Genomic DNA, 25290 nt, shown 5'->3' on the forward strand with positions numbered 1-25290 from the left:
GCACTTGCAGCTCGAATGCGCTCAATCGCCGCGGCTTTCCCCGGCGAGAGGCGGCTCAGGCGGCGCGAACCCGACCGCTGGCGAGGCGATTTCCCCCAGCCTGCTTGGCCACGTAGGCGAGCTCGTCGGCGCGCGCGATCAGCTCTCGAGGCGTGTCCGCTGACTTCGCCACCCCGACGCCCACGCTGGCGGTCACCGGCTCGTCCAAGCGAGCCGCACCACCCACCGCAGCGATCGCATCGACCACGCGATCGGCGACGGCGGTTGCGGCCTTCTCCTCCGTGTCTGGCAAGAGGACGACAAACTCGTCACCACCGTAACGCACGACCAAGTCGACGGAACGCACACTGGAGATCACCGCCGCTGCGATGTTCTGCAAGAGCTCGTCTCCCGCCAGGTGGCCCCGCGTGTCATTCACCTTCTTGAAGCCATCCAAGTCGAGCATCAAGAGCGCCAGCGGATGTCCACGCTCGACGCGAGAGAGCTCGCGCTCGAGGACCTCGTACAGGGTTCGGCGGTTGAAGAGTCCGGTCAGCGGATCACGCTGGCTCTGCTCGTTCAACGCCCGATTCGCGGCGATCAGCTGCTCCTCACGCTCCCCCAATTTGTCCGCGACGCGAGCGACGATCCAAGTCGTGGTGCCCATGATCACTGTGAAGTAAAGACCGGTAGTCATTACCGCACGGATAGCTGGTTCTGCCCCGGGCGCCCACTCAGGCGCCTCCGGGCCGTAAGGCAAGATACGCAAATGCTCCAACGCGAGCAGGCCATCGTAGAACAACACCGCGACCACCCCGAGGCCTCGCGCGACCCGACCGCCAGCGACGATCGCTTCCAGAATACCGACGACCAAGTACAGGCACACCAGCACGCTGGTCATGCTGCCCGTGAGGTGCACGAGGTAAGTGACGATGCCGAGGTCGACGACGCCTCCCCAAAACGCGCGCTGACGACCGCCGATCTTTCGCCCGATCAGCAGCTGGAGCACCAACGCGATGACGATGTAGCCGCCAAGGACGGGCCAATAGGCGTTGAGATTGGGCAACAACCAGGGCGTGAGCAAGCTGGCGAACGCGGCCAATATGACCCGCGCCCAGCCCGCCACTGGGTTCTGCTCGATCCGCTCCATCCCCCGAAGGGCTAGGCTATCACCAGGAGCGGCGCGAGGCAGCGCTCCGGCCGCAGAATATTTGGCGTGGAAAGTCGACGCGCGGCGGCAAACACGGATGTGTCGAAGGTCGGTACCACTTCCGGGAGCGCGGAATGTAACTCGCCAACGCGACGTTTTTTCACTGCTTCCCACAGCAACCAAAGCCTATGTCCAGCATCTCCCACCGCTTGTCGCTTTTCCTGTGCGGCGCCCTGCTCCCGAGCGTCGCCCTGCTCGCGTCTGCTTGCAGTCGCACCCACGAGTCGCCCCCCGCGAGCATCGCGGATGCCTCGACCGTCAGCTCGGCGCACGACCCCGCGCCCCCCGCGCCGGTTGCCCCGACCGAGGCCGAAGACGGCCGGGCCGAGGCGCTCGCTCCGCCGAGCCCAAGGCAATTCACCGAGCAATTCAGCACGTTTTCCGAAGGAGATCGCTACTTCTTCAGCGACAACTACATCTCCAATGAGACCTCCTATCTGCAAATCGCCGACGATCTCGAGCCCCGCGGTGGCGCGTACATCGGCGTAGGTCCGGAACAGAACTTCACCTACATCGCGCGCACCCGACCCGAGGTCGCCTACATCGTCGATATCCGGCGCGGAAATGCCTTGCTGCACCTGATGTACAAGGCGGTGTTCCACCAGGCTCGCAACCGCAGCGAATTCGTGGCTCGCTTGATTGGACGCGAAGCCGCCATCGAGGAGCCCAAAGGGGCCTCGCTAGGCCAGGTACTCCAATCCGGGGCAGGCGCGAAGCCGAGCCCGGAAGAGTTCGAGCGAGTTCACGCCGCGCTCCTGAAATATATCCAGGGGGATTTGGGGGTGAGCCTCTCCTCCAAGGACCTCGAGACGCTGCGCGACACGCACGGCGCGTTCGCAAAGCAAGGCCTCGATCTGCGCTTCGAGCTCCACCAAAAGAACGGGCGGCACTATCCCAGCCTGCGCGAGCTCCTGGAGGCGAAATCCGAGGGCGGTACTGGGAGCTTCCTCGGCAGCGCCGATGAGTTCGCCTTCTTGCGCGACATGCAGGAGCAGCACCGCATCGTGCCCATCGTGGGCGACTTCGCCGGAGACCAAGCGCTCGCCAAGATCGCCGAGGAGCTCGAGCGTCGCAAGCTCACGGTGAGCGTCTTCTACACCTCGAACGTCGAGCAGTACTTGATGGAGCCCGAGACCTGGAAGCGCTGGGTCCGCAACATCCAAGCACTGCCGAGCAGCGACCACAGTCAGTTCATTCGTTGCTACCTGGACCAGGGACGTCACCACCCAAAGCAACTCAAGGGACACCGCACGGCAACGGTGCTGCAGCCGTTCTCACGCTTCAAGGCGGAGCAGAGTAAGCACGGGTACAAGAGCTTCTGGCAGCTTGTAACCGATGGCTGAGTGCGGCGTAAGTTGGCGTTGAGCCGCGACTGCTGCGCCGCGGTGCTTTCCGGACGGACGGGGAGCCTGGAGCTGGGACCAGTCCGCCACAAAGTGACCGAGGAGCGACCAAGCGGAGCGCTGTTCTCTCGAGCGGTGAGCGGTTTGTGCTATGGCCAGCCCGTGTTTTCCGCCCTCAAACACCGCCTCAGTAGAGCTCGTTCTGGCCGCGGCGCCGCTGCCATGTTCGTCGGCGCTGCTTGCTCGCTGACCTTTGGCTGTTCCGAGCAGTCGTCGACTGGCTCGGGGGCTGCGCCAAGCGCGAGCGTCGCGGTGACGCCGCCCAGCGTGTCCGCTGAACCGCCGCCGCCGCCCAAGCCCGAACCCAAGCGGCCGTACAATGTGCTGTTCCTGATGATCGACAGCTTGCGAGCGGACATGCCGTGGGCAGGCTACGAGCGCGACATCGCTCCGTGGCTGACGAAGTTCGCCAAGCGCTCGACGTTGTACCCGCGCAGCTACTCCATCTCGAGCTACACCGCGAAGTCCGTCGCCCCGACCTTGACCGGCAAGTACGGCACCGAGATGGCTCGCGACGGCTACTTCTTTACGAAGTGGCTACCATCGAATCTGTTCATCAGCGAGCGCGCCCAAGCCGAAGGGCATCGCACCCTCGCCGGCAATGCCCATGGATATTTCCTCCCGGTAATGGGCCTCAATCAGGGCTTCGATGACTACCGGCTCGTGCCAGGAACCATCCTGGATACGACCGGCGTCAACAACATCACCAGCGAGGCGCTCAACAAGCTCGCCAAGGAGATGCTGAGCGGGGACAACATCAAGCAGGAGAATGGCAAGCGCTTCTTCGCCTATTTCCATTTCCTGGACCCCCACTACACCTACTTCAAGCACGACGGGCACCCCGACTACGGCAACAAGCGCCGTGACCTCTACGACAATGAAGTGCACTACTCGGACCAGTGGGTCGGTGACTTGATCGACTGGGTCTACAAGCAGCCCTGGGGCAAGGACACGGCGGTGATCATCACCGCAGACCACGGTGAGGGCTTTGGAGAGCACGGTCACTACCGCCACGCCTATGAGATCTGGGAAGGGCTCGTGCGGGTGCCGCTCTTCATCCACGTGCCCGGCGCGGATCCGCGGCGCATCGAAGAGCCGCGCGGCGCCATCGATTTGGCCCCCACCATGGCCGACCTGATGGGCCTCAAGAACGACCCGCCGTTTCGAGGCAAGAGCCTGTTGCCTGAGGTCTTCGGCGCCAAGGTGGAGCCTCGCCCAGTCCTCGTCGACCTGCCGCGCTGTGACCTGATGGACAAGCGCCGGGCGCTGATCCTCGACAACTACAAGCTGATCAGCTTTGGCGACGATCAGAGCTTCATGCTCTACGATGTGGTGAAGGACCCCAAAGAAGAGCACGAGCTCAAGACGGAGATGCCCGAGGTCTTCGAGCGCATGAAGAAGGCGTATCTGGAAGAGTGGGCAAAGGTGCCCAACGTTCCAGTGGTCGGCGGCGTCCCCTTGAAGGGTGATCGCCTGCAGCAGCGCTACTAGCGACGCGCGGCGGCGGCGCTGGAGGCGTTGGCGTCGCTGGGTCGCGCGGACCACCGAAATTTCCCTGCGGCAATTTTCAACTGAGAGCGCGAGTGAACAATGAATCACTCCGGCGCGGGTGCCACGGGTACCTCTGGGGGTGGCCCGCGTAGCGCATCCAGGGACTCGAGCTGCTGCTGAGCCTCGTCGAGCTCGGTCTGATCGCGCAAGTATACGAGCTGCCGGTCGAGGCGCTCACGGGCGTACTGGCTACCGGTGTTCAGCAGCATCCCGCCCACGTCGAGCTCTCCCCGAGCCAGCCTCTCCCTTACGTCGCGCACGTCGCCGACCATCCGCACGGCCTTGCGGTACGTCTCGCGGTACTCTTGAGTGCGCTCGACGGCCGTCTTGACCACCTGCATCGCCTGGGAGCCCCCCGGCAGCAGCGAAACCGCAGACGCCAGGTAGTCGAGGTAGTCGGCGTCCCCGCGCCACAGGCGCATCACCTGGCGGTAGATCGCGGAGGTTGGCAGGCCCGTGACGGTATCGAGGATAACCAGCAAACGTCCGAGCTGATCTTCCGCCTCTCGCTGAGCGGCAAGCCAGAGCTTGAACTCTTCGCCGTCCTGGATCTCCCGAACCAGCGCCTTACCGGCTTGGAGATCTGCAGCAAGTGCTTCTCCCTGGGGATATACGCCACTACGGCGATCCATGGCCTCGGCGTCTCGAGTCACGGCGAGCAGCGCGAGGGTCAGGTTCTGCGCGAGACTACCGCTACCAGCGTCCGTCGCACGCGCCGTAAGCCCAACGGTGACCATTGAAGCCTCGAGGGCGGCGGTCCGTTGCCGGTCTTGCTCGAGGCGGAGAACCAGCAGCTCGAGCACTTGGATGTAGTCTGCCTTGGTGACCTGATAAGGCAGCTCGAACGGCAGCTCGCCACCCTGGCTGAGCTCCAGGTGCTGGCGGCAGATGCGGTACTGCTCAATGCGCCCTTCGTCTCCAGCGATACGCAGCGCTTGCACCTGGGACAGTAGGTTGCCGAGAGCGAAGTCCAGGTGGCGGACCTCGATGTAGTCCTGGTGGATATGATCCCGTGCGAGCTTCCAGTGCTCCGTGGCGCGGTCGCGCTCGGCCTGGCTCATCCCCGCGCGAAAGGTCAGCCGCTCCGGGACGTCTCTTTCCACGCGAAAACTTTGCTCATCCTGAGCCACGCGGATGTGAAAGGGAACCTCGCGAGCCTGGAGGTTCGTGAGCGAAGTCACACCGCGCTGGGAAAGCAGCTTGTAGGAGTCCGTGCTGTGTTGGCGCGCACGGCCTTCGACCTCGATGTACACGTCGGCATAGTGCTGATAGGCGCCGTGCACCCAGTCTTTGCCGTAGAGGTGCGCCAGAGGTGTCTCTGGCTCGCGCGTGCCGCAGCCCCCGAGCAGCGACAGGCCGCCCAGGGGCGTGACGGTGCTGATGAGTGCGCCGAGCTGCAGGAACGCCCGTCGCTGCATTACAAAACGCTCACGCCGTTCAGGCCGCTGAACTGGGCACCCAATGGCTCGAGGCGTACGTCGAAGTTCCCGGCGGGCCCCGCGTTGCCAGGCGAGCCAGCCGAGCCTTGAGGCCCCTGGGCGCCGCGCGCGCCTTCGGTTCCCTGGGGCGTGGTGCCGTCTGGACCGCTGCTAACGCGAACGGAGCCAGCATCTCCCCCCTCACCGCCGCTGCCGGCGCCTCCGCCAGGGCCCCCCGCGCCGCCGGACACATCCACACGGAAATGATTGCGGAGCTCAGGGAAGCGCTCGTCCAGATGGAGCACCACGACGCCACCAGCTCCGCCGTTACCACCAACTCCACCGCGTCCGCCGGGGCCGCCTCTCCCCCCAGAGCCGGACGGATTACCGTCGCCGCCGCGACCGCCACGGCCGCCCATGCCTCCGATCCCACCGGGCCCGCCGGAGCCCCCTGCCGCGAACACCGTGAACTGGTTCTCCGGGTGGAAAAGCAAGACGTCGCTTGATCCGCCCTCGACCACCACCGCGACGAGCTTCTCGTAGAACGCAGTCTTCACGTAAGTGGCGTAGGCTTCGACGCGCGGCCCGTCCCCTCCGTTGCCACCGGGCCCGGCGTCACCTCCCGCTTGACCGTCTCCGCCGTCGCCGCCCGGTGCGTCACTGTTGGACTGCCCGGATTCTCCCTGGTTGCCGCCGTTGCCGGAAACTCCCGCAGAGCCGAACTGACCATCTGCCCCGGCGCTGCTGATGCACGAGTAGTCGGGCTTGTACGTCGTGTCGAAACTGAACTGATCCGGGCGCTTGCGATACACCGTCTTGAGCTGGAACTCCTGGCTCGCGGTCAGCGTCAAGTCGGGGTTGGGGGTGAACCAACCCTCGGCGTCGAAAGAGCCTTGTTCACTGTGGAAGGCGAACCAGTTGAACTCGAGCTTGTGGTTGCGCCCCTCGTTCCCCTTGAAGGTCTCGAACTGCGCGACCTGATCTTCACCCTCGAGCTTTGCTTCGACGAACACGGCCATCTGCACACGTTCCCGTGGGCAAATCGTTTTCTGCGTCTTGCGGATGTCGACCGACATCGAACGCACATCCGCCTGCTCGAGATCGACGACGTTGCGGCCGACCAGGTTCTTCAGGAAGCCGCAGCCGGTGCCGAGGCCCAGCACCGAGGCGATCAATAGGAGCTGCGCGCGGCGCTCGTACGCTGTCTTCATCTTTCCCGCCCCTAATACGCACCCCGACTCGCGCGCCTTCCTAGGCGTTCGAGTCGTCTTTCCAGTGCTTTTCCCGCACAACCAGCACCGAGCAGCGTGCGATCTTCAAGATCTCGGCGGCGACGCTCCCTAGCATCAAGCGCTCCACGCCTTTCCTGCCGTGAGTGCCAACCACGATCACGTCCGCATCGTGATGTGAAGCGACCCGCGCGATCTCCTTGGCTGGCGGCCCAGCTAGCACGTGGGGGACCAGGGTGGGCAATCCCGGACGGCTCGTGCTGAGCGCTGTGAGGCGGGCGTCGAGCTCTGCACGCTCCTTGCTCAGATCCAGGGCTCCACGATCCGCTGCGTACTCCAGGCGGCCCATGGGGTCGTAGCCGTCCACGACGCTGACCACGTGAATCGTCGCCGAAGAGTGTTGCTCACACAGCTGAGCGCCCTGCTCCAACGCCAGCTCACTGAGCCGCGAGCCATCCATCCCCACGACCACGACAAAACTCATGGGGCAAGCCTACTCCGTTTTCAGTCGAACGTGGATTCAGTGCACGGCAGCTGGGATCTCTTCGGGTTCCCCCGACCGACCCGGGCCGAGCAACTCGATGATCTCGGCGCGCTCCACGGTTTCGTGCTCGAGCAGCGACTGCACCAGCGCGTCGAAGCCAGCACGATTCTCCTCGATCAACGATTCCGCCTGGGACTGAGCCGCGCTGACGAGGGTACGGATCTCCTGTTCGATCACGTGCACCGTTGCGTCGCTGGTGCCGCTCTCCGTGGCGATGCGCTGGCCCAGGAACGGATGGTCCGACTTGTGGTCGTGATACACCGGGCCGAGCCGGTCGCTCATGCCGTAGTTCGCGACCATCTTGTAGGCCGTATCCGTCGCGCGCTGCAGATCGTTCGATGCACCGCTAGACACTTCCCCCAGCACGACGTGCTCCGCTGCGTACCCGCCAAGCAGCATGCGCAGTTGCGTCTCGAGCTCCGAACGCAGCACGAGATGCTTGTCGGGCTGGGGCGTGCTCTGGGTCACTCCAAGCGCCATTCCGCGCGGAATAATTGTAACGCGATGCAGCGGGTCGGAACCCTCGCTGAAGTGCGCCACCACCGCGTGGCCAGCTTCGTGAATGGCCACTCGGCGCTTTTCTTGAGGCCGGAGCACCGTCTCTCGAGGCGCACCGAGCATGATCTTGTCCTGCGCCTCCAGGAAGTCTTCCATGTTGATCTCGTTGGCCCCTCGCCGTGCGGCCGCGAGCGCGGCCTCGTTGCACAGGTTGGCCAGATCAGCGCCGGAGAAGCCGGGCGTGTTCTTCGCGATCAGCGAAAGGTCGACGTCCTTACCGAGGGGCTTGTTCTTCGTGTGCACGCCGAGAATGGCGACGCGCGCGCGAAGCTCCGGTCGATCCACCACCACCCGCCGGTCGAAACGCCCAGGGCGCAGCAGCGCCGGATCCAAGACATCGGGTCGGTTGGTGGCGGCGATCACGATCGTGAGGTCGTTGCGCGAGAACCCATCCATCTCGCTGAGCAACTGGTTCAACGTCTGCTCACGCTCGTCGTGACCACCCCCAAGACCGGCCCCTCGAGCGCGTCCCACCGCATCGATCTCGTCAATGAAGATGATCGCGGGAGAGACCTTCTTGGACTCCTCGAATAGCTCGCGCACTCGCGCAGCACCGACGCCCACGAACATCTCGATGAACTCCGAGCCGTTGATCGAGAAGAAAGGCACACCGGCCTCACCCGCCACGGCTCGTGCGATGAGCGTCTTGCCTGTGCCAGGCGGGCCAACCAGCAAAACACCGCGCGGCACCTTGCCGCCGAGGCGCTGAAAGCGCGTGGGGTCCTTCAGGAACTCGACCACCTCTTGCAGGTCCTGCTTGGCTGCGCTCGAGCCCGCCACGTCGGAGAAGGTGATCTTGACGTCGGTCTCTTGATTGAAGCGCTTGCTGCGTCCCTTGATCAGGCCACCAAACGGTCCGCCTTGGGACATCATCTTGGAGGTGCGCCGTCCCATCCAGATGAAGATGCCGATGAGCAACGCGAACGGCAGCAGCTGGCTGATCCACACCATCGCCCCGGCCTCCGGGGACACCACCTCGACCGTAACCTTGTTGTTGCGCAGCGTCGGCAGCAGGTCTTTGTCGTCCTGGAGCGGAAGCACCGTGGTGAAGCGCTTACCCTTCTCTCCCTCGGAGCCGGGCTTGTACTTTCCCGTGACTTGATCCCCACGGATTTCGACCTGCTCGATCTTGCCTTCCCCAACCTGCTGGTAGAACTCGGTGTAGGGAATGCTGGTCGCGTGCCCGCCCATCGACGACAAGTTCTGGTAGCCCCAGAACGCTGCGAACAAGAGCGCCATCAAGACCATCAGGCCCCACGGCTGGGGGCGCTGAGATTCGGGGCTCGGCGGCGGCCCGCCGGGCAGGCTTGGGCGCGGAGGTGGATTGGTTTGCGGCATGGGAATCGATGGACGTCGCTTCAGCTGGGTTTGGGGGTGAGGGGGGCGCGGTGAGAGGTGCTGGAGAGGGAAATGCGCTCAAAGTGAGAGCGCGGCGGGTGGCGGTAGGGTTCAGGCATCTACCAACGAGAGCGTTTGGAATACGTCAGACTCTGCAACATGCGAACCCATTGAGTAATTGCAAGGCAAGGCGGCCTCCGCCGGGGCGCTGGAACCAGTGTACGAGTGAACGTTGAGGCGCTGTGCTGTGATGAGGTGACTAGCGTAAGCAGAATCACCTCGACTGTGACCAAAGGCCGCGCTCGCCCACGATGCCTGTGTGAGGAAGAGATGCGAGCCAGACGCCGCGCAATTGCTCCGCTACTGATTCAACTTTCCGGTATCATAAAACGATGCGGGTGTTGCGTCAGGGGCTAACGAGCGGGCTGGTTGGAGTCATTGGGATCGGAATGCTGGTGGCGTGTGGAGACGCCGAGGTCGCCACTCCACCGAACAACTTGAACAACGGAGGCTCGGCCGGAACCGAAAATACCGGAGGCACGCTGAACGGCGGCACCGGAGGCATCATCGACACCGACGGCGGTGGAGCCGGCGGCACCGCGGGGGACGCTGGCACCGATCCCTGTGTGGGCGTCGACTGCGGCTCCGAGCAGCACTGCGTGGCGAATGGCACGACATCGACCTGCGAACCGAATACCTGCGAGCAGCTCGCCTGCTCGGGCAACACGGTGTGCATCGAGACGACAGAGGGCGCGCACTGCGAAGAGAAGTGCAGTGACCACGTCCAGTGTCTGCCCGCAGAGTATTGCGATTTTTCCACAGGAAAATGCGAGCTCGACAACTGCACCCCCGGGGAGTCGCGCTGTCAGGGCAACGCGCTCGTAGAGTGCACGCAGATCGGCGACGAAGAGGTCACCAAGTATTCCTGCGATAGTCCGAACCCCTACTACACCAGCACCTGTACCGACGACGGCGCAGGGCAAGCGAAGTGTCCGTGTGAAGACGACTGGGACTGCCCAGCAAACACCGTTTGCGAGGTGGACGGCTGTACCGGCACGGGAGTCGCACCGACTTGTACGCTCCCACCCGTTGCCTTCAGCAGTGTGCCGCCTGTGAACGAGATCCAGTGGGGCGGCGTAGGGATCGGGAACACGAGTGCTGTCGGCTCACCCTTCGCGACGTCTGCGCAGGTGGTCCTCACCCCCTTGGTCGCGAACCTCGATGACGACAATGCCGACGGCAAGATCGATGAACGGGACTTCCCTGAAATCATCTTCATGACCTTCCCGAACTCGACGTACACGTCGAACGGCACGCTGCGAGCCATTCACGGTGGCGGTGTGAACAAGGGCAAGGACTACTTCGCCAACTGCGGCAGCACGACTTGGCTCGAAGGCGACGCCATCGGCGTGGCGTGCGGCTCGGCAACGATGCTCGACCCGACCAGCGTGCCTGCGGTGGGCGACCTGGACTACGACGGCGTGCCCGAGATCGTCGCGCTCACCCAGAGCGACGGCATCCGCATCTTCGACAACCAGGGTCGGACGCTCTCCACCAGCGCGAACCAGAACTTCAATGGCGCGAACCCTGGCGTGACGATCGCCAACCTAGACAACGAGGGCTTCGCCGAGCTGATCATCGGTCGCGACGTCTACACGTTGGAGCACGACGGCAGCGGCGTGCTTCAGGTGCTCGATCACTTTGAAGGCAGCGGGGATGTGGGCACGAACGGCCAGGGTCCGGTGTCTTGCGTCGCGAACATCGCCGGCGACAGCTACCAGGAGATCGTCGCTGGAACCACCGCCTATCGTTTCCCCAAGAAACCGGCCGGCGCCACCAAGCGCGCTGACTGCAGCGGCTCGGAGACGGATCCCGACGAAGTCGCGTGGTGCGCTGGGCAACTGCCAACGCTGTGGGATGCGACCGGAAGTAACGGCTTCTGCGCCATCGCCGACGTGTGGGGCGCCTCCGGGCTCGCATCCGAGCCGCCTTCTCCAGCCTTCCCACTGGATGGCAAGCCGGAGGTCGTGCTCATTCGCTCGGGCAACGTGGACGTGATCGACGGCGCTACGGGAACGCGCATCATCAGCCAATCCTTCGGCTCCGGAAGCGCCGGCGGCCCCCCCAACATCGACGACTTCGACGGTGACGGTTTCCCCGAAGTGGGCACTGCGGGTTCCACCGCCTACGTGCTCACGGATTTCCAGCCGGCAACCGCTGCCTGCCCCGCGTGGGGCAGCACCAACAGCCCCAGCGCGAGCGAGACGCGGACGCCTCCGAGTTCATCCTGTATGCAGGACAGCGACTGCGGCGATACCGCTCAGTTCGGCTGCAACACGACCACGAACGAGTGCGTGTGTCTACACAACGGCTGGCGCCGAGCGACCCAAGACGACTCGAGCCAGGTCACCGGGTCTAGCGTGTTCGACTTCAACGGCGACGGTGCTGCCGAGGTCGTCTACAACGATGAGTGCTACTTCCGCGTCTACGATGGCCTCAACGGTTCGGAGCTCGCCAAGTTCGCCTCGGAGAGCCGCACCCGCATCGAGTACCCCATCGTTGCGGACGCTGACAACGACGGCAACGCGGAGATCATCTTTGGCACCAGCAACGAATCGGGCTTCTGCAACGGCGCCGACCGCATGGCGTCGGAGTACAACAACGGTCTCGAGATGTGGGGTGACTCGAACGACCTCTGGGTTTCCGCGCGGCGCATCTGGAACCAGCACGCCTACCACGTCACGAACGTGACCGAGGGGGGTAGCATCCCGCGCTTCGAGCCAGAGTCGTGGAAGCCCTACAACGGCCGTCTCTACAACACCTACCGCAGCAACCCGCGTTCGTTTGGCGTGGCACCAAACCTCGTCGTGCAGGCGATCCAGATCACCTCCCCCGGCGCTGCCTGCGGCCAGCTAAACGACCAAATCGAAATCACGGTGCAGATCTCCAACATCGGTGACCTGCGCGTCGGACCCGGTGTGACCGTGGCGTTCTACGGTGACTGGGGCGGCGGCACGACGCCGCCGCTGTCGGATGGCGCAGGTCAACCGTTGACGACCACCATCACCGGCAGCCTCGAGCCCGGCGACGTGATCTTCCTCACGGTGTCTTACAACGCCGCCAACGACACTCCCGGCGTGCTGCCGAACGACGTGCTCGTGCGCGTCGACGACCTCGACGTCGAACGCGAGTGCCACGAGGACGACAACGAGCTGACTCAGCCCGTCAACGCCGGCTCACAGCTCGCGGACCTGCGGATCCAGCTGGATGTCCCAGCGAAGAACTGCCCGATGGTCGACGTCCCCACCACGGTCTTCAACGACGGGTCTCTCGCCGCGAGCAACGTCGTGGTTCGCTACTACGCAGGCGATCCAAGCGCTGGTGGAACGGTGATCCATGAGCTCACGCGTTCAGGGCCGATCCCGGCTGGCGGCAGCGATAGCTTCACGGCGACCATCCCGAACTTTCCCAAGAACGCCAACATCTTGATCTACGGCGTCGTCGATCCCGACAATGTGATCCAAGAGTGCAATGACGGGAACAACCGGGATGACGCGGACGAGCGAGTCCGCTGCGGTTCGATCAACTGAGCCCAGATCAACTGGGCCGCAGATGGAGCGAGCGCTGCGTAGTCGGGTCTGCGCGGCGCTTGCAGGCGCGTGCTTGCTCATCGCCGCGTCACAAAGCGCCTGCGCAAGCTCGGAGACCCTCAACAAGGGACCCTATCGGCCCGATGCCGGCGGTGCCAGCGGATCGAATCCCGGAGGAAACGGCGGCTCGGCGGCTGGAGGGAGCACCTCGTTCGGGGGCGCAGGCGGAGACCCAGGCGTCGGCGGAAGTTCCGGTAACGGGTCGGGCGGTTCCGCAGGCTCCTCACAGGCAGGCAGCGCCGGAAGCTCGGGCGCTGGAGGCGGAGGCAGCGGCGGTGGAGGCGGCAGCAACGGCGGCAGTGCTGGTGCGAGTAGTGGCGGGAGTACGGCGAGTGGGGGAAGCGCTGGCACCGGCGGCTGCGCAAGCGTGAGCGCCACCAACGCTGCCAACAGTTGCAACGGTCAAGCACTGCCAAGCGGCTACAGCTGCTGGAACGTGAGCGGCGTGAATGGGGCGACGGGCAACGACTCGAACCCAGCGTGTGGCGGTGGCGGGCTCTCTGGACAGGACCTGGTCTTCAGCTTCGTCGCGCCCCAGTCTGGGCAAGTCCAGCTGTCACTGAGCGGCCCCTTCGAGAAGGCGATCTACGTGATGCTCGGCAGCTGCACGAACCAACCCATCCAGTGCGTGCGGCGCACGGACTTTTCGACAGCAAGCACCAGCTTCACGGCAACCAGCGGCGACACCTTCTACGTCTTCGTAGATTCAACCAGCGACGGCGAGTGGGGCGCCTTCGATCTGAGTATCAGCTACTGACGGAGCTTGGTGGGTCGAAGCGCCTGACGTTACCCTGAGTTCATGCGTCTGCTTCTCCACGCAGCTCCCGTCGGCCTCTTGTTCTGTGCGTTCCTCGCTGCCGCCTGCAGCCCGGAAAAGGACCTGATGGCGGACGCCAAGCGCCAGCAAGACCAAGGCGAGACCGACGGCGCCATCGCCACCCTCGAAGTGCTGAAGACGAAGCACCCGGACAGCGAAGCCGCGAAGCAAGTCCCGACCCTCGCAGAGACCTGGCTCCTGGAGGCAGCAGACGCGAGCCGTGACCCGAACGTCAAGCGCCCGCGCCTGCAAGCCGCCCTCAAGTGGAACCCGGAGAGCGGCAAGGCGCAGCTCAGGCTGTGTCAGCTGCTCGTGGACGAAAAGAAAATAGAGGAAGCCAAGAGCTGCCTCGACAAGGACCTGCAAGGCAAGGCGCCAGAGCCCGAGCTGGAGAAGCGTATCCGCACGGCACTAGCCGAGGTAGAAAACGCTGCGACTCTCGGGGAGCGCGAGCGCCTGGCAAAGAGCAACCGCCCGCAGCACTGGAAGGCGCTGATCGAGCGCTTTCCGCAGAGCGATCAAGCTAAAGAGGCAAAAGCAAAGCTCAAGCGCCTGGAGTCGCTGTGCGACGACCTACCGCGTTTCGGAGATGAGGCACGAGCTGAGTTCAAGCGCCAGCAAACCGACTTCAAGAAAGACATCGACAAGGCCCTTGCTGAGAAAGTCGAAGGCCTGCGCGTCGACCTCTTGGAAGGGCTCGGTCGCGCAGCAGCCCGACGTGCCTCCGAGCTGAAGGAGCTCGCGGGGCAGGTCGCCGACCATCGGCTGAAGCCAGGCGAAGAGAAGGCGCAGCAAATCCTGCGCAAGGCGCTGCTGCTCCAGAGCGACTCCTTGGCGGATCTCGCAGACGCCCTCGAGCGCGACGCGATTGAAAACCTCGACTCCTACCAGCGGGGCGCAGAGGGTGTGCTCAAGCGCTGGCTCGGAGGCATCGAGCGGGAAACCAAGAGCGTGGAGAAGCTGCTCGAGGACAGCAAGACCGCGTGTGCTCCCGAGGATAGCTCCCCGACGGACGCGAAACCGTAGCTCACTCGCCGAGGCTACCCCAGCACCAGGCTTGGCCACTCTGGTCGACCGCACAGGTGGCGCCACGCGTCGCGATGATCTTGGAGATCTTCGGCAGGCCTTTCACGACCGCTCCAAACGACCGGCTCAAGCGACCTCGACCAAGCTCGCCTTCTGCGTTCGAACCCCAACAGCTCACCTCGCCGCTCTGGAGCAACGCGCAGCCGTGTTGTGAACTCAGGCTCAACGTCTTCACGCCGGTTAGGGACTCGGGCGCTGGATCGAAACTCTCAGCGTAGCGCGCCACACGGCACTGCACCTTGCCCCCGCTCAGCACGGCGCAAACTTCGTTGTCGGCCGCGACGAGATCCACGGCGTCGGTCACCCAGGTGCTTGGAGCAGCTGGCTTGCGCTCGTCGTCGTCTAACTCCAAAGCACCCCAGCACACGACCTCTTGCTGCTGGGTCAGAGCACACAGCTCATGATCACCACCTGCTGCGACCTGCGTAGCACCGCTGATCCCCTGCACGACCGTGACCTTGTGTGAGTCCTTCTCATCATGGATGCGGTCCCAGCAAGCCACGCGCCCATCTTCCAACGCCGCGCACGACTCCTGGTACCCCACGGCAACGCTAACCGCGTGCTCGACCCCGGGCACGCGCCGCCACTTTATGGGATAACCAACTTCGCACGTCACGTGGCCGCTCGCTTCAACCAGGCACTTGCCGCTGCTCGAGGCGTCTCCGGTCTTGAAGGTCTTCGGCTCGGCGCCTCGATGCTGCAGAGACCCGCTGAACAGCGTCTCGAAGTCGGTGTCGTAGCCTTGACAGCGCACCTCCCCCCCGATCCCTGAGGAAACAGCACCAGGCACTGGAACCAATGCACAGACTCCGCTGAAGGTGGTGAAGAAGGAGCTCGCTCCGTCGAACAACGGCTGCCTTGTGGGCGCTGGAGGCGGAAGCAAGGAGTTGCCCCAAATTTCGCTGACTTTTGGGGGCGCCGGAGGCTTGTAGCCTCCACCACCGTAGCCGCCACTCAAGCCGAGTCCCATCAGGGGCTTGGGCTCTTCGTCCCAGACCCATTTCCGCGCGATAAGTCCCCAGCAGCTCAGGGTTCCGTCCGCCACTGCACAGGTGCGGTCGCCTTGCGTTGCAACTTGAGTCACGCCGCTGAGTCCGGACACGAGCACCGGCTGGGCGCTGGACTTTCCGCTGCCGTCACCGAGCTGGCCCTTTTCACCATCGCCCCAGCACGCGAGTCGACCATCAGCGAAGCGCGCGCAGCTGCGATCCCCACCCGCGTAGATCGCCTTCACCGCCTTGGCTTTGCTCAGGCGACGCAGGTCCACCGCTTGCGGCCTCGCGCTGTCTTCCTTCTTGCCGCTGCCGAGCTGGCCATGTTTGCCCTCGCCCCAGCACTGCACGCGGCCCTTGGAGAGCGCGCACACGTGGTCGTCTCCGGCGGCGATCGAATCCGCACGGGAGATCCCAGCGACCTCGATGGGGACACTGCTAGACTCCGCCCCCACGCCACGCCCCCAACAGCTCACTTCACCGTTGCCCACGATGGCGCAGGTGCCGTTGCCAGTGAGCGCCATGTCCTCGACGTCCTTGAGGCCGCAGACAGCGACTGGGGTATCGCTGTTTTGGTGCTTCGCGTTGCCGAGCTGGCCCCCGCTTCCCTCACCCCAGCACCACACACTACCGTCTTCTAAGGCCGCGCAGGCGTGGCTGGGCCCCGCTGCGAGCAGCTTGGCTTTGCCTGGCAGGGGCATCTTTATTGATTCCGCACGGATAAGTTCGCCGCTGAGATCCCGGCGATCGTCTCCTCCCCAGCACCGGACCTCGCCGTTCTCGACCCTCGCGCAGGCAAAGCGCTCTCCAGCCACTAGCTGCTTTGCGCCACCGACGCCCAGCACCGCGAGATCGTTCGGTCCCCAGTGCTGCTTGTCCTTACCGTTACCGCCGCCAAAGCCATCACTGCACAGCACCAGGCCGCCCTTGGTGAGCCCACAACGGAAGCTTTCTCCTAGAGCTAGCCCCTCCCAAGAAACCTTGCGCACTTTCCTCGGGGATAATGGTTGGTCGTTTTCGTAGTGCCCTTTGCCCCCACCATAGCCACCCAAACCGCCGAGCCCGATGCCGCCACTCCCAAAGCCGCCGCTCCACTGGCTGGAACCGAGCGCACCTAGAATCCCCGCACTGCTGCCATACAGCCCGCCGCCCTTGGCGGGACTCTTCTTCGCCTCCCGGAGCGCCTCCAGCCGTGCATACTCCCGCTCACAAGCCTGGTCCGCATCCTTCACCGCCTTCTGTGGGGGTGAGGGTTCGTCTACAGGCTCCGGAACGCGCTGCACGACCAGGGTGCGGTCCTCTGCAGCGCTCAACAGGCGGGCGCTATCGTGGGTGAAGGCGACGCTCGTGAGGTTGCCGCCGCGTTCCTCCGCCAGCAACGCGAGCCCCGTCGCTAGGTCCCAGACTCGCAGCTCGTCGCGCGAGGCAGTCGCCAGATAGCGACCGTTGGGCGAAACGACGAACTCCGTCAGGTCTACGTAGTGCGCGCCAAACGAGCGCAACAGCTCACCGCTCTCCCGCTGCCACATGCGCACGCTGCCGTCGGCCGAAGCCAGCACCCAGCCGAGCTTCGACGCCGCCACGCGCTGCACGTCGCGCGTCACGAAGTCCGCCGCAAAAGTTCGCGCGCCTCCACCGAGCGGTAGAATCAGCGCGCTCCCCCCCGACATACTCAGCACCGAGAACGCATCAACGAAACCTTCGGGGTCGTGAATACTGTCCGCTTTGCGTGAGAGCGTCGGCAAACTGAAGATGCCGACCCCCGGTACCCCAACCAGCGTAGCATCGGCGCTCACACTGAGACGTTGGCCCTTGGCGGCCGCTCTGGGCAGTTTGATCTGCTCGAGCGCCTTGGGCCGGTTCAAGTCGGAGGTCGCTAGCCGCGACAGCTGGCTGCCTTGGAGTACCACGATGGACTCCCCACCGGGCGGCACGACGAAGTCGTCCACGTCCGCGTCGAGACGCCAGCTGCCCTTGGCCGCTCCATCCTTCGCGTCCCAGAACTGGACCAACTTGCCGCTTGCGGAGACGATCAGCCCCTTCTCTGGTAGCGTCCCGAGCGCCTTCACGGGAGATTCGAAGGCCAGTTTCCGCGCGGGTTCGAGGCTCCCGGAGGCGGCATCCACACGTAGTAGCTGCCCGCCTCCCAAAGTGAACAATGTCATGCCGTCGCTCGAGTAGGCCACTGGGCGCTCATCAGCTGATTCCGGAAGCGTCACCTCATGCTGCACCTCGAGCTTGTCAGCGCTGAGCAGCTTGACCTGCTTCTCGCTACCGAGGGCGACCTGCTTGGCGTCCGGCGAGAGCGCTACGGCGTCCGCGCTGAGCTTTGCTTCGCGCAGCTTCTTCAGGCTGCGGGCGTCATACAGCTCGAGTTGCCCCTTGTTGAGCATCGCGATCGTCTTGCCCTGAGCGTCGGCGGCGATCGAGTACTGCGGGACGCTGGGAGACTTCGCCGTGGCGACTCGCTTCCCGCTCTTGAGATCCCACACGTGGCTCCCACGAGCATCGATGGTGAGTAGGCGACTAGTCCCGACAAATGCGCTGCAGGCGTCTAACGATACGCTGCGCTGAGGTTTCAATGGGCGGTAGGCGAGGCCCCCGATGCTGCCAATCGCTCCACCTCCGCCTCCACCGTAGCCTCGACCCGTTCCGAGCCCCCCAAGGCCATAGCCCGTACCGCCACCTCCACCTTTGCTGCGGCCCGCGCTGCGCCTCGGCTTTGGACGTGGCTTGGGCTTCGGCGGCGGTGGGCGGGGTGACTCGAAGCTGCCCAGGAGCCGCCCCGTGGTGGTCTCGTAAACGCGCGTGGGTAAACAACCGATTGCGATGCGCGAGCCGTTCGCGTCCCAGGCGGGCGAACGGTTTCCGCGCGACAACGCCATGACCCGGGCACCCTGGGTGAGGTCCCAGATCTCGAGGCGCTTCTGCTCGGTGTCCTGAGGTGCCAGCAAGAGCAGCGGGCGCCCTGCGTGGGCGAGCCAGGTGTCTCCTGGCGCTGGCACGCGCTCGACGAAGTCGCCAATCACGAGCTGAGTGTTTGGTCCCGGAGGCAGCGTCGGGAACTTTGGTGCCTCTGGTTGAGGCTCCACGCTCGGCACGGTGGAAGCCACTGGTTTTGCCGCTCCAGGCTTGGGCGCAGTGGGAGGCTTCCCAGCGCACGCACTCAAGAGTCCCAGCGCGCTCAGCGCGCTACCCCACGTCAGCCCCGTCGTTCGTCGTCCCATGCGTCACTCTCGCGCCGCATGCGCGGCGCCCCCCTCATACGTCTGGGGGCGCCGGAGTGTACCCTCACATCTGCTGAACGGTCTGAATGCCAAGCAATCCGAGGCCTTGGCGCAGCACTCGAGCGGTGAGCTCGCACAAGACGAGACGGCTCGCGCGCACTTCGGGTGCGACGTCGCCCTTGATCACGGGACACTTTTCGAAGAACGGGTGGAACGCGGAGGCAACGTCGTAGAGATATCCGCACAAGCGGTGGGGCTCGAGGCTCGCTGCGACAGACTCCACCGCGGCGGCGTAGCGCACCAGCTGCAAGAGCAGTGCGCGCTCTGCCTCCTCTTTCACGTCAAGCGCCGAGAGGTCGAGTGACGCTGGGTCAATATTAGCCTTGCGGAAAATTGACTGGGTACGCACGTAGGCATTGATCAGGTATGGCGCGGTGTTGCCGTTGAACGCCAGCATGCGGTCCCAGTCGAAGACATAGTCCTTCACGCGGTCGCTCGAGAGATCCGCGTACTTCAACGCTCCGATACCGATGGCACGCGCGATCTCCTGAGTGCGCTCCGCGTCCAGATCCGGGTTCTTTTCCTTGACCGCCGCCGCAGCCTTCTCCTCCGCCTCATCCAGGAGGTCCTTGAGCTTGACGGTGCCGGAGCCGCCCGAACGCGTGCGCAGGAGCTTGCCATCGGTACCGAGCACCGAGCCAAAGCCAACGTACTGCATGGTCACGTCGGAGCTGATCCAGCCGTAGTCGGTCACGACCTTCTTGAGCATGTCGACGTGCTGGAACTGCGGCAGGCCGATCACGTAGATCAACCAGGTGGCCCCGAGGGTCTGGGTGCGGTGGAGCACCGCCGCCAGGTCGGTGGTGGCGTAGAGGTAGCCGCCGTCGCTCTTCTGCACGATCATCGGCAGCGGCTCACCCTGCTTGTTCTTGAATCCTTCGGGAAACACGCACTGGGCGCCGTCGTTCTCCACCAGGTGGCCTTCGGCCTTGAGGCGCTCCACCACGCCGGGGAGCATGGAGTTGTAGAAGCTCTCCCCGCAAACGTCGCTCGGCTCGAGCAAGACGCCCATGCGCTTGTACTCGCCGTCGAGGTACTGCACCGTCTGCTCCACCAGCTGACGCCACACCGCCAGGGTCTCTTCATCGCCGCCTTGGAGCTTCACCACCCGCTGCTTGGCGCGCTCCTGGAACTCCGGCTCGGCGTCGAAGCGCTTCTTTGCCGCTTGGTAGATGGCCGTCAGCTCACGCACGCTTCCAAGATCCGTCTGCTGCTCGAGCAGGTTCTCGATCAGCATGCCGAACTGGGTGCCCCAGTCGCCCAAATGATTCTGACGGATCACGGTGTGACCCTTGGCGCTCAAGACGCGCCCCACGGCGTCACCGATGATGGTGGAGCGCAGGTGCCCGACGTGCATCTCCTTCGCCACGTTGGGGCTCGAGTAGTCGACCACCACCTTCTGGGGTTTTTCCGCACGGCTTACCAGCAAGCGCTCGTCGCCGAGCATCGCCTTGCCGGTCTCGTTCAACGCGTCGAGGGTCAGCGTGAGGTTGATGAAGCCGGGACCGGCGATTTCCACCTTCTCGAACAAGTCGCCGCCGGGCACGGTGGGCAACGCATCCGCGATTTTTTGGGCGAGGTCCCGCGGCTTCTGCCCGAGCTGCTTCGCCAGGCCCATGGCCAAGTTGGCCTGGTAGTCCCCAAAGCGCGCGTTCTGAGCCGGACGCAGCATCGGATCGGCCTCGCGCTGCGCCTCGCCCAGGGCGGCGACGACGGCTTCTTTCAGGGCTTGCTCAATCCGATTTTCTAGCTGGGACATGACTCATTTCCGAGGTTTGGAAGTTCGAGTCAGCCGGATTAGCAACATTCGGCCGGGGCTGCCACTGGCGGTCTGGATGCCTTTGGTCTTACGGCCCTCTGGAGATGGCAGTTCCTGAGCTTCGCATCACCCCCGTGCCTCGCGGCGACGGGCAAGGCCCCGCCCCGGAGCGCCCCGAGCGCGACTTCGTCCTCTACTGGATGATCGCCAACCGGCGCGCGCACTACAACTTCGCCCTGGACCGCGCCATCGACCATGCGCGCCGGCTCAAGCAGCCGCTGGTGGTGCTCGAAGCGCTGCGCGTCGGCTACCGCTGGGCAAGCGATCGCCTCCACGCGTTCGTGATCCAGGGCATGGGGGACAACCAGCGGAGCTTCGCGGGCTCGGCGGCTACGTATCTGCCGTACGTGGAGCCCGAGACCGGCGCTGGCAGCGGGCTCTTGCAGGCGCTTGCCGCGCGAGCCTCGATCGTGGTGACCGATGAGTTCCCCTGCTTTTTCCTCCCGGATATGGTGAAGGCTGCGGCAAACAAGCTCGACGTTCGCCTCGAGATGGTGGACAGCAACGGGGTCTTGCCGATGCGGGCGAGTAACAAAGCCTTCGAGCGCGCGTTCGACTTTCGGCGGCACTTGCAGAAGGAGCTGTTGCCTCACCTCGAACACTTCCCGCGGCGCGAGCCCTTGAAGGGCCTCGAGCTACCCCCGGCAAAGCTGCCGAAGGACTTGCTCGGCCGCTGGCCGGCGCCTCCCAAGGCCTGGCTCGAAGAGGGCGCTGAGCTCGACCTCGCGAGCTTGCCCATCGACCATGAGGTGTCTCAGGTCAGCTACCAGGGTGGCAGCCGTGCGGCGCGCAAGGGGCTGCGGGGGTTTGTGGAGGATCGACTCGCCTATTACGCCGAGAAGCGCAGTGACGCCGTGGACGACAACTCGAGCGGCCTCTCGCCGTATCTGCATTTCGGGCACCTGTCGGCCCATGAGGTGTTCCGTGCGGTGGTCGGCAAGGACTTTGACCCCCTCACCCCCCAATCCCGATCCGCCCGGGGACAGAAAGAAGGCTGGTGGGGCCTTGAACCGTGCGTGGAGAGCTTCCTCGACGAGGTCGTGACGTGGCGCGAAGTGGGCTACAACAACTGTCTTTTCCGCAAGGATTATGACAAGTACCGCTCGCTCCCCGACTGGGCCAAGCAGAGCCTCGCCGAGCACGCGAAGGATCCTCGGGATTACACCTACGACTTGCGCACCCTGGAAGCGGGCATGACCCACGATGAGCTGTGGAACGCCGCGCAGTGGCAGCTCAAGCAGGACGGGCGGATCCACAACTACCTGCGCATGCTCTGGGGCAAGAAGGTGCTCGAGTGGAGCAAGACCCCTCAGCAGGCCCTCGAGACGTTGATCGAGCTGAACAACAAGTACGCCGTGGACGGTCGCAACCCGAACTCTTACAGCGGGATCTTCTGGTGCTTTGGCCGCTTCGACCGCGCCTGGGGCCCTGAGCGGCCGATTTACGGGAAGATCCGCTACATGAGTAGCGACAACACGCGGCGCAAGATGAAGGTCGACGCCTACCTCGAGCGTTGGCTGCCGAGCCAAGGCCGCCGGCTGTTCTGACCGCGCCAAGCTCTCGACCTCGCAAGGCGGTTGACGCGGCGAGCAATATCGCCGACTTGCAACGGGCAAGGCTGCTCGATCCCGTCGCGAGCTTTCGGGGCGAGAACAGCCGGAGAGCTACGGAGAGCGGCATGACTGAGACGAACGGCGGCGCGATCATTGGTGAGGTCCTGGCTTCCCGCGGGGTCGAGTACCTCTTCACCCTGTGCGGTGGGCACATCTCGCCCATCCTGGTCGGAGCCAAGCAAAAGGGGATCCGCGTCGTTGACGTGCGCGACGAGAAGAACGCCGTGTTTGCGGCCGACGCCGTGGCGCGCATGACGGGTGTGCCCGGAGTCGCAGCAGTCACCGCCGGCCCCGGCGTCACCAACACCGTCACGGCGGTGAAGAACGCACAGATGGCCCAGACCCCGCTCATCATCTTTGGCGGCGCCACGGCGACGCTGCTCAAGGGCCGCGGCTCGCTGCAAGACATCGACCAGCTGAGCTTGATGAAGCCCATCACCAAGTGGGCGACCACCTGCAAGACCGTTTCCGCGTTGAAACCGACGGTGGAGAAGGCGTTCGAGATCGCCACGAGCGGCGTGCCGGGCCCGGTGTTCGTCGAAGTGCCCGTCGACTTGCTCTACCCAGAGTCGATGGTGCGCGAGATCTTCATGAAGGAAGCCGGCCTCAAGGGCGCCAAGAATATCGGTGCCAAGGCCCTCGAGCTGGTGATCAAGGGCTACCTGTTCCGCCAGTTCCACCAGCCGCACGTGAGCCTCGAGTTGCCGTTCAGCGGCGATGCGACGCCTCCCTTGAGCGGCGACCAGCTGAACCAAGTCGCTGAGCTCGTGGAGCAAGCCGAGCGCCCCGTGCTGGTGATCGGTAGCCAGACGATGGTCAGTGTGCGCGACGCCGACAAGCTCGCCCGCGCGGTGAAGCAGCTCGGGATCCCGACCTACCTCGGCGGCATGTCGCGCGGGCTCTTGGGTCGCAAGAGCGACATCCAGTTCCGCCACAAGCGCGGCAACGCGCTCAAAGAGGCGGACCTGGTGCTGGTCGCAGGCTTCCCCTTCGACTTCCGCTTGAGCTACGGCCGCGCCATCGGCGGCAAGGCGACGGTGGTTGCAATCAACTTGAGCCCCACGGAGCTCAAGAAGAATCGGCGCCCGGAAGTCGCCATTCAGACTCACGCCGGGCAGTTCCTCGAGGCACTGGCGGAGCGCGTCGGCGGCCCGAAGGATCGCTGGAACGACTGGTTCAGCACGCTGCGAGCACGTGAAGACGCGCGAGACGCGCAGATCCAGGACCAAGGGATCCCGTTCGACCCGAGCGGGCCGAACGCCGGCTACGTGAACCCGTTGCACTTCTTCTTGCGACTCGAAGAGAAGATGAGCGACGAGGCAGTGCTGGTCGTCGACGGTGGCGACTTCGTCGCGACTGCGAGCTACATCGTGCGCCCGCGGTCACCCCTTTCGTGGCTCGACCCCGGCGCGTTCGGCACCTTGGGCGTTGGCGGTGGCTTCGCGGTGGGCGCGTCGCTGGTGCGCCCCAAGGGTGAGGTGTGGCTGATCTACGGCGACGGCTCGTCCGCGTACTCGCTGGCAGAGTTCGACACCTGCGTGCGGCATGGCCTGGCGCCCATCGCACTCATCGGCACGGACGCCGTGTGGGCGCAGATCGCCCGCGAGCAAGGAGAGATGCTGGGAGACGACGTCGGCACCGTGTTGCGGCGCACGGACTACCACGGCGTCGCTCAGGGCTACGGCGGCGTGGGCCTCTTGCTGGATGATCCGGCGAAGATCGACGAGACGTTGGACGAGGCCAAGCGGCTAAGCGCCAGCGGCAAGCCGGTGTGTGTCAACGTTCAGATCGCCGCCACGGACTTCCGCAAGGGCAGCATCTCGATGTGAGCAGCGCCTACTAGGCGTTGAGAGCGCGCCTAGCTGGGCACTGAAACGAGCAGGGGCGCCGACTTCGCGATCGGCGCCCCGCTCAGGCTTTCCTTGAGGAAAGAGCAGAAGTCAGGACTTCTTCTTCTTCTTTTCCTCGTCGTCTTCATCACCGCAGCTGGGTCCGGAGTCGTCCTGGGACTGGTAGCTAGAGGTGTGGCTGGTCGGGATGGGCTTGGCCGCGGCCAGTGAGCTCAGCGCGAGCGCGCCGAGACCGATTCCCACCGCCAGGGTGTGGATCATAGGGTTCTTCATCGGGTTCCTCCTCTCCCGCCTAGAAAGGCGGGTGTGCTCGCACCACGAGGGTGCTGACGGTCACGTAACGATCGTATGGGACCGACAGCGCAAGTCGCCAGGCCGTTAGCGCGCTGAACCGAGTGTTCCGCGACGCTTACCAATCAGCTTGCCATTCGCGCCGACCGGCACGATTTCCCCGGCATTCAATCTTCCCAACCGTCTTCGAGCTCCTCTAGCTCGTCGAGATCGCTCACCACGGGCAACCGTGGGGGCTTGGGGAACTGGGGGGAGGTCAGCTGACGTACGGAGAGCGCCACCGACTCTCCTGGCTTGAGGTCGCGCGCCACGCTGTCCGGGCCCAGGGTCTGGGCTCCCTTGAATCCAGGCAACGGCACCGCGGTGCTCGCGGGGCTTGGCTGCGAGGCCCCCTCCGGCGCTGGGCGGGTGGTGCGGTTCGAGTCCGGAGGGCTCGTCGCCGTTCGGTGGCGAGCGGACTCGTTGCGCTCCGCCTTTGCGGGCACCAGGGGTGTCGGCAAATCGCTGTCTGGCTGTTCCAACGTCGCAATGCGGTAGCATGGACGCCACACGGCATAAACTGGGTAGCGGGCTCGTCACCGGAAACAGCCCTTACATTGTACGGAAACGCGCCGAGCTACATCTCGCAGGGTGTGTGCTTGGTGTTTCCCGAAGC

16 protein-coding genes are annotated in these 25290 nt (G+C 64.6%); 7 read left to right on the forward strand and 9 right to left on the reverse strand.

From position 1 onward, the window contains the following. Positions 1–55 precede the first annotated feature (55 nt). Complete coding sequence (locus H6718_04595; protein ID MCB9584649.1) at positions 56–1129, reverse strand: diguanylate cyclase; 1074 nt, start codon at positions 1127–1129, stop codon at positions 56–58. Positions 1130–1317: 188 nt separating this feature from the next. Between H6718_04595 and H6718_04600 the strand changes: the two genes are divergently transcribed. Next, positions 1318–2532 (forward strand): hypothetical protein, encoded by a 1215-nt coding sequence (locus tag H6718_04600; protein MCB9584650.1) that lies wholly within the window; start codon positions 1318–1320, stop codon positions 2530–2532. Between the two features lie 162 nt (positions 2533–2694). Next, entirely contained in the window at positions 2695–4083 is a 1389-nt protein-coding gene (locus H6718_04605; protein ID MCB9584651.1) for a sulfatase, read from the forward strand. Between the two features lie 104 nt (positions 4084–4187). On the opposite strand, the gene H6718_04610 is transcribed toward H6718_04605, so the two are convergent. From H6718_04610 to H6718_04625, 4 genes are read right to left on the reverse strand one after another with little or no spacing between them, the layout of a single operon-like run. Then, complete coding sequence (locus tag H6718_04610; GenBank protein ID MCB9584652.1) at positions 4188–5561, reverse strand: hypothetical protein; 1374 nt, start codon at positions 5559–5561, stop codon at positions 4188–4190. Next, complete coding sequence (locus H6718_04615) at positions 5561–6772, reverse strand: collagen-like protein (GenBank protein MCB9584653.1); 1212 nt, start codon at positions 6770–6772, stop codon at positions 5561–5563. Before H6718_04615 ends, H6718_04610 begins: the two co-directional genes overlap by 1 nt. A gap of 40 nt (positions 6773–6812) precedes the next feature. Next, positions 6813–7274, reverse strand: a complete 462-nt coding sequence (locus tag H6718_04620; GenBank protein MCB9584654.1) for a universal stress protein — start codon at positions 7272–7274, stop codon at positions 6813–6815. Positions 7275–7310: 36 nt separating this feature from the next. Beyond that, positions 7311–9230, reverse strand: coding sequence for an ATP-dependent metallopeptidase FtsH/Yme1/Tma family protein (locus tag H6718_04625; GenBank protein MCB9584655.1), 1920 nt, complete (start codon positions 9228–9230; stop codon positions 7311–7313). 392 nt (positions 9231–9622) lie between these two features. Here H6718_04625 and H6718_04630 point away from each other — a divergent pair, with 392 nt between their 5' ends. Genes H6718_04630 through H6718_04640 form a run of 3 tightly spaced genes read left to right on the forward strand, consistent with a single transcriptional unit; the run spans position 9623 to position 14723 of the window. Continuing rightward, positions 9623–12820: a hypothetical protein gene (locus H6718_04630; GenBank protein ID MCB9584656.1), complete on the forward strand. Its 3198-nt coding sequence runs from the start codon at positions 9623–9625 to the stop codon at positions 12818–12820. A 22-nt stretch (positions 12821–12842) separates the two neighbouring features. Further along, positions 12843–13637 carry a hypothetical protein gene (locus H6718_04635; GenBank protein MCB9584657.1) on the forward strand — a complete coding sequence of 265 codons (795 nt, stop codon included), beginning with the start codon at positions 12843–12845 and terminating at the stop codon, positions 13635–13637. Between the two features lie 42 nt (positions 13638–13679). After that, the gene (locus H6718_04640) at positions 13680–14723 is read left to right on the forward strand and encodes a hypothetical protein (GenBank protein ID MCB9584658.1); all 1044 of its coding nucleotides are present in this window, start codon (positions 13680–13682) and stop codon (positions 14721–14723) included. Between the two features lies 1 nt (position 14724). Here H6718_04640 and H6718_04645 read toward each other — a convergent pair whose 3' ends face one another. Together H6718_04645 and argS are read right to left on the reverse strand one after the other, a co-directional pair. Further along, positions 14725–19002, reverse strand: coding sequence for a hypothetical protein (locus H6718_04645; protein MCB9584659.1), 4278 nt, complete (start codon positions 19000–19002; stop codon positions 14725–14727). A gap of 64 nt (positions 19003–19066) precedes the next feature. Further along, complete coding sequence (argS, locus tag H6718_04650) at positions 19067–20821, reverse strand: arginine--tRNA ligase (GenBank protein ID MCB9584660.1); 1755 nt, start codon at positions 20819–20821, stop codon at positions 19067–19069. 104 nt (positions 20822–20925) lie between these two features. Between argS and H6718_04655 the strand changes: the two genes are divergently transcribed. Together H6718_04655 and H6718_04660 are read left to right on the forward strand one after the other, a co-directional pair. After that, positions 20926–22428, forward strand: a complete 1503-nt coding sequence (locus tag H6718_04655) for a deoxyribodipyrimidine photolyase (protein MCB9584661.1) — start codon at positions 20926–20928, stop codon at positions 22426–22428. Between the two features lie 131 nt (positions 22429–22559). Then, a complete protein-coding gene (locus H6718_04660) occupies positions 22560–24323 on the forward strand; it encodes a thiamine pyrophosphate-binding protein (GenBank protein MCB9584662.1) in 1764 nt (587 codons plus the stop codon). A gap of 111 nt (positions 24324–24434) precedes the next feature. Here H6718_04660 and H6718_04665 read toward each other — a convergent pair whose 3' ends face one another. Both H6718_04665 and H6718_04670 read right to left on the reverse strand, forming a co-directional pair. Next, on the reverse strand, positions 24435–24617 hold the full coding sequence (locus H6718_04665) for a hypothetical protein (GenBank protein ID MCB9584663.1): 183 nt from the start codon (positions 24615–24617) through the stop codon (positions 24435–24437). Between the two features lie 185 nt (positions 24618–24802). Next, positions 24803–25156, reverse strand: coding sequence for a hypothetical protein (locus H6718_04670; protein ID MCB9584664.1), 354 nt, complete (start codon positions 25154–25156; stop codon positions 24803–24805). Positions 25157–25290 lie beyond the last annotated feature (134 nt).

It is taken from the genome of Polyangiaceae bacterium (genome assembly GCA_020633205.1).
Classification (GTDB): domain Bacteria; phylum Myxococcota_A; class Polyangia; order Polyangiales; family Polyangiaceae; genus JAHBVY01.

What these genes read in the sequence shown, in the direction of transcription:
- H6718_04595 (MCB9584649.1), bottom strand. Translation starts at nt 1,129, where the DNA reads ATGGAGCGGATCGAGCAGAACCCAGTGGCGGGCTGGGCGCGGGTCATA.
- H6718_04600 (MCB9584650.1), top strand. Translation starts at nt 1,318, where the DNA reads ATGTCCAGCATCTCCCACCGCTTGTCGCTTTTCCTGTGCGGCGCCCTG.
- H6718_04610 (MCB9584652.1), bottom strand. Translation starts at nt 5,561, where the DNA reads ATGCAGCGACGGGCGTTCCTGCAGCTCGGCGCACTCATCAGCACCGTC.
- H6718_04615 (MCB9584653.1), bottom strand. Translation starts at nt 6,772, where the DNA reads ATGAAGACAGCGTACGAGCGCCGCGCGCAGCTCCTATTGATCGCCTCG.
- H6718_04620 (MCB9584654.1), bottom strand. Translation starts at nt 7,274, where the DNA reads ATGAGTTTTGTCGTGGTCGTGGGGATGGATGGCTCGCGGCTCAGTGAG.
- H6718_04625 (MCB9584655.1), bottom strand. Translation starts at nt 9,230, where the DNA reads ATGCCGCAAACCAATCCACCTCCGCGCCCAAGCCTGCCCGGCGGGCCG.
- H6718_04630 (MCB9584656.1), top strand. Translation starts at nt 9,623, where the DNA reads ATGCGGGTGTTGCGTCAGGGGCTAACGAGCGGGCTGGTTGGAGTCATT.
- H6718_04635 (MCB9584657.1), top strand. Translation starts at nt 12,843, where the DNA reads ATGGAGCGAGCGCTGCGTAGTCGGGTCTGCGCGGCGCTTGCAGGCGCG.
- H6718_04640 (MCB9584658.1), top strand. Translation starts at nt 13,680, where the DNA reads ATGCGTCTGCTTCTCCACGCAGCTCCCGTCGGCCTCTTGTTCTGTGCG.
- H6718_04645 (MCB9584659.1), bottom strand. Translation starts at nt 19,002, where the DNA reads ATGGGACGACGAACGACGGGGCTGACGTGGGGTAGCGCGCTGAGCGCG.
- argS (MCB9584660.1), bottom strand. Translation starts at nt 20,821, where the DNA reads ATGTCCCAGCTAGAAAATCGGATTGAGCAAGCCCTGAAAGAAGCCGTC.
- H6718_04655 (MCB9584661.1), top strand. Translation starts at nt 20,926, where the DNA reads ATGGCAGTTCCTGAGCTTCGCATCACCCCCGTGCCTCGCGGCGACGGG.
- H6718_04660 (MCB9584662.1), top strand. Translation starts at nt 22,560, where the DNA reads ATGACTGAGACGAACGGCGGCGCGATCATTGGTGAGGTCCTGGCTTCC.
- H6718_04665 (MCB9584663.1), bottom strand. Translation starts at nt 24,617, where the DNA reads ATGAAGAACCCTATGATCCACACCCTGGCGGTGGGAATCGGTCTCGGC.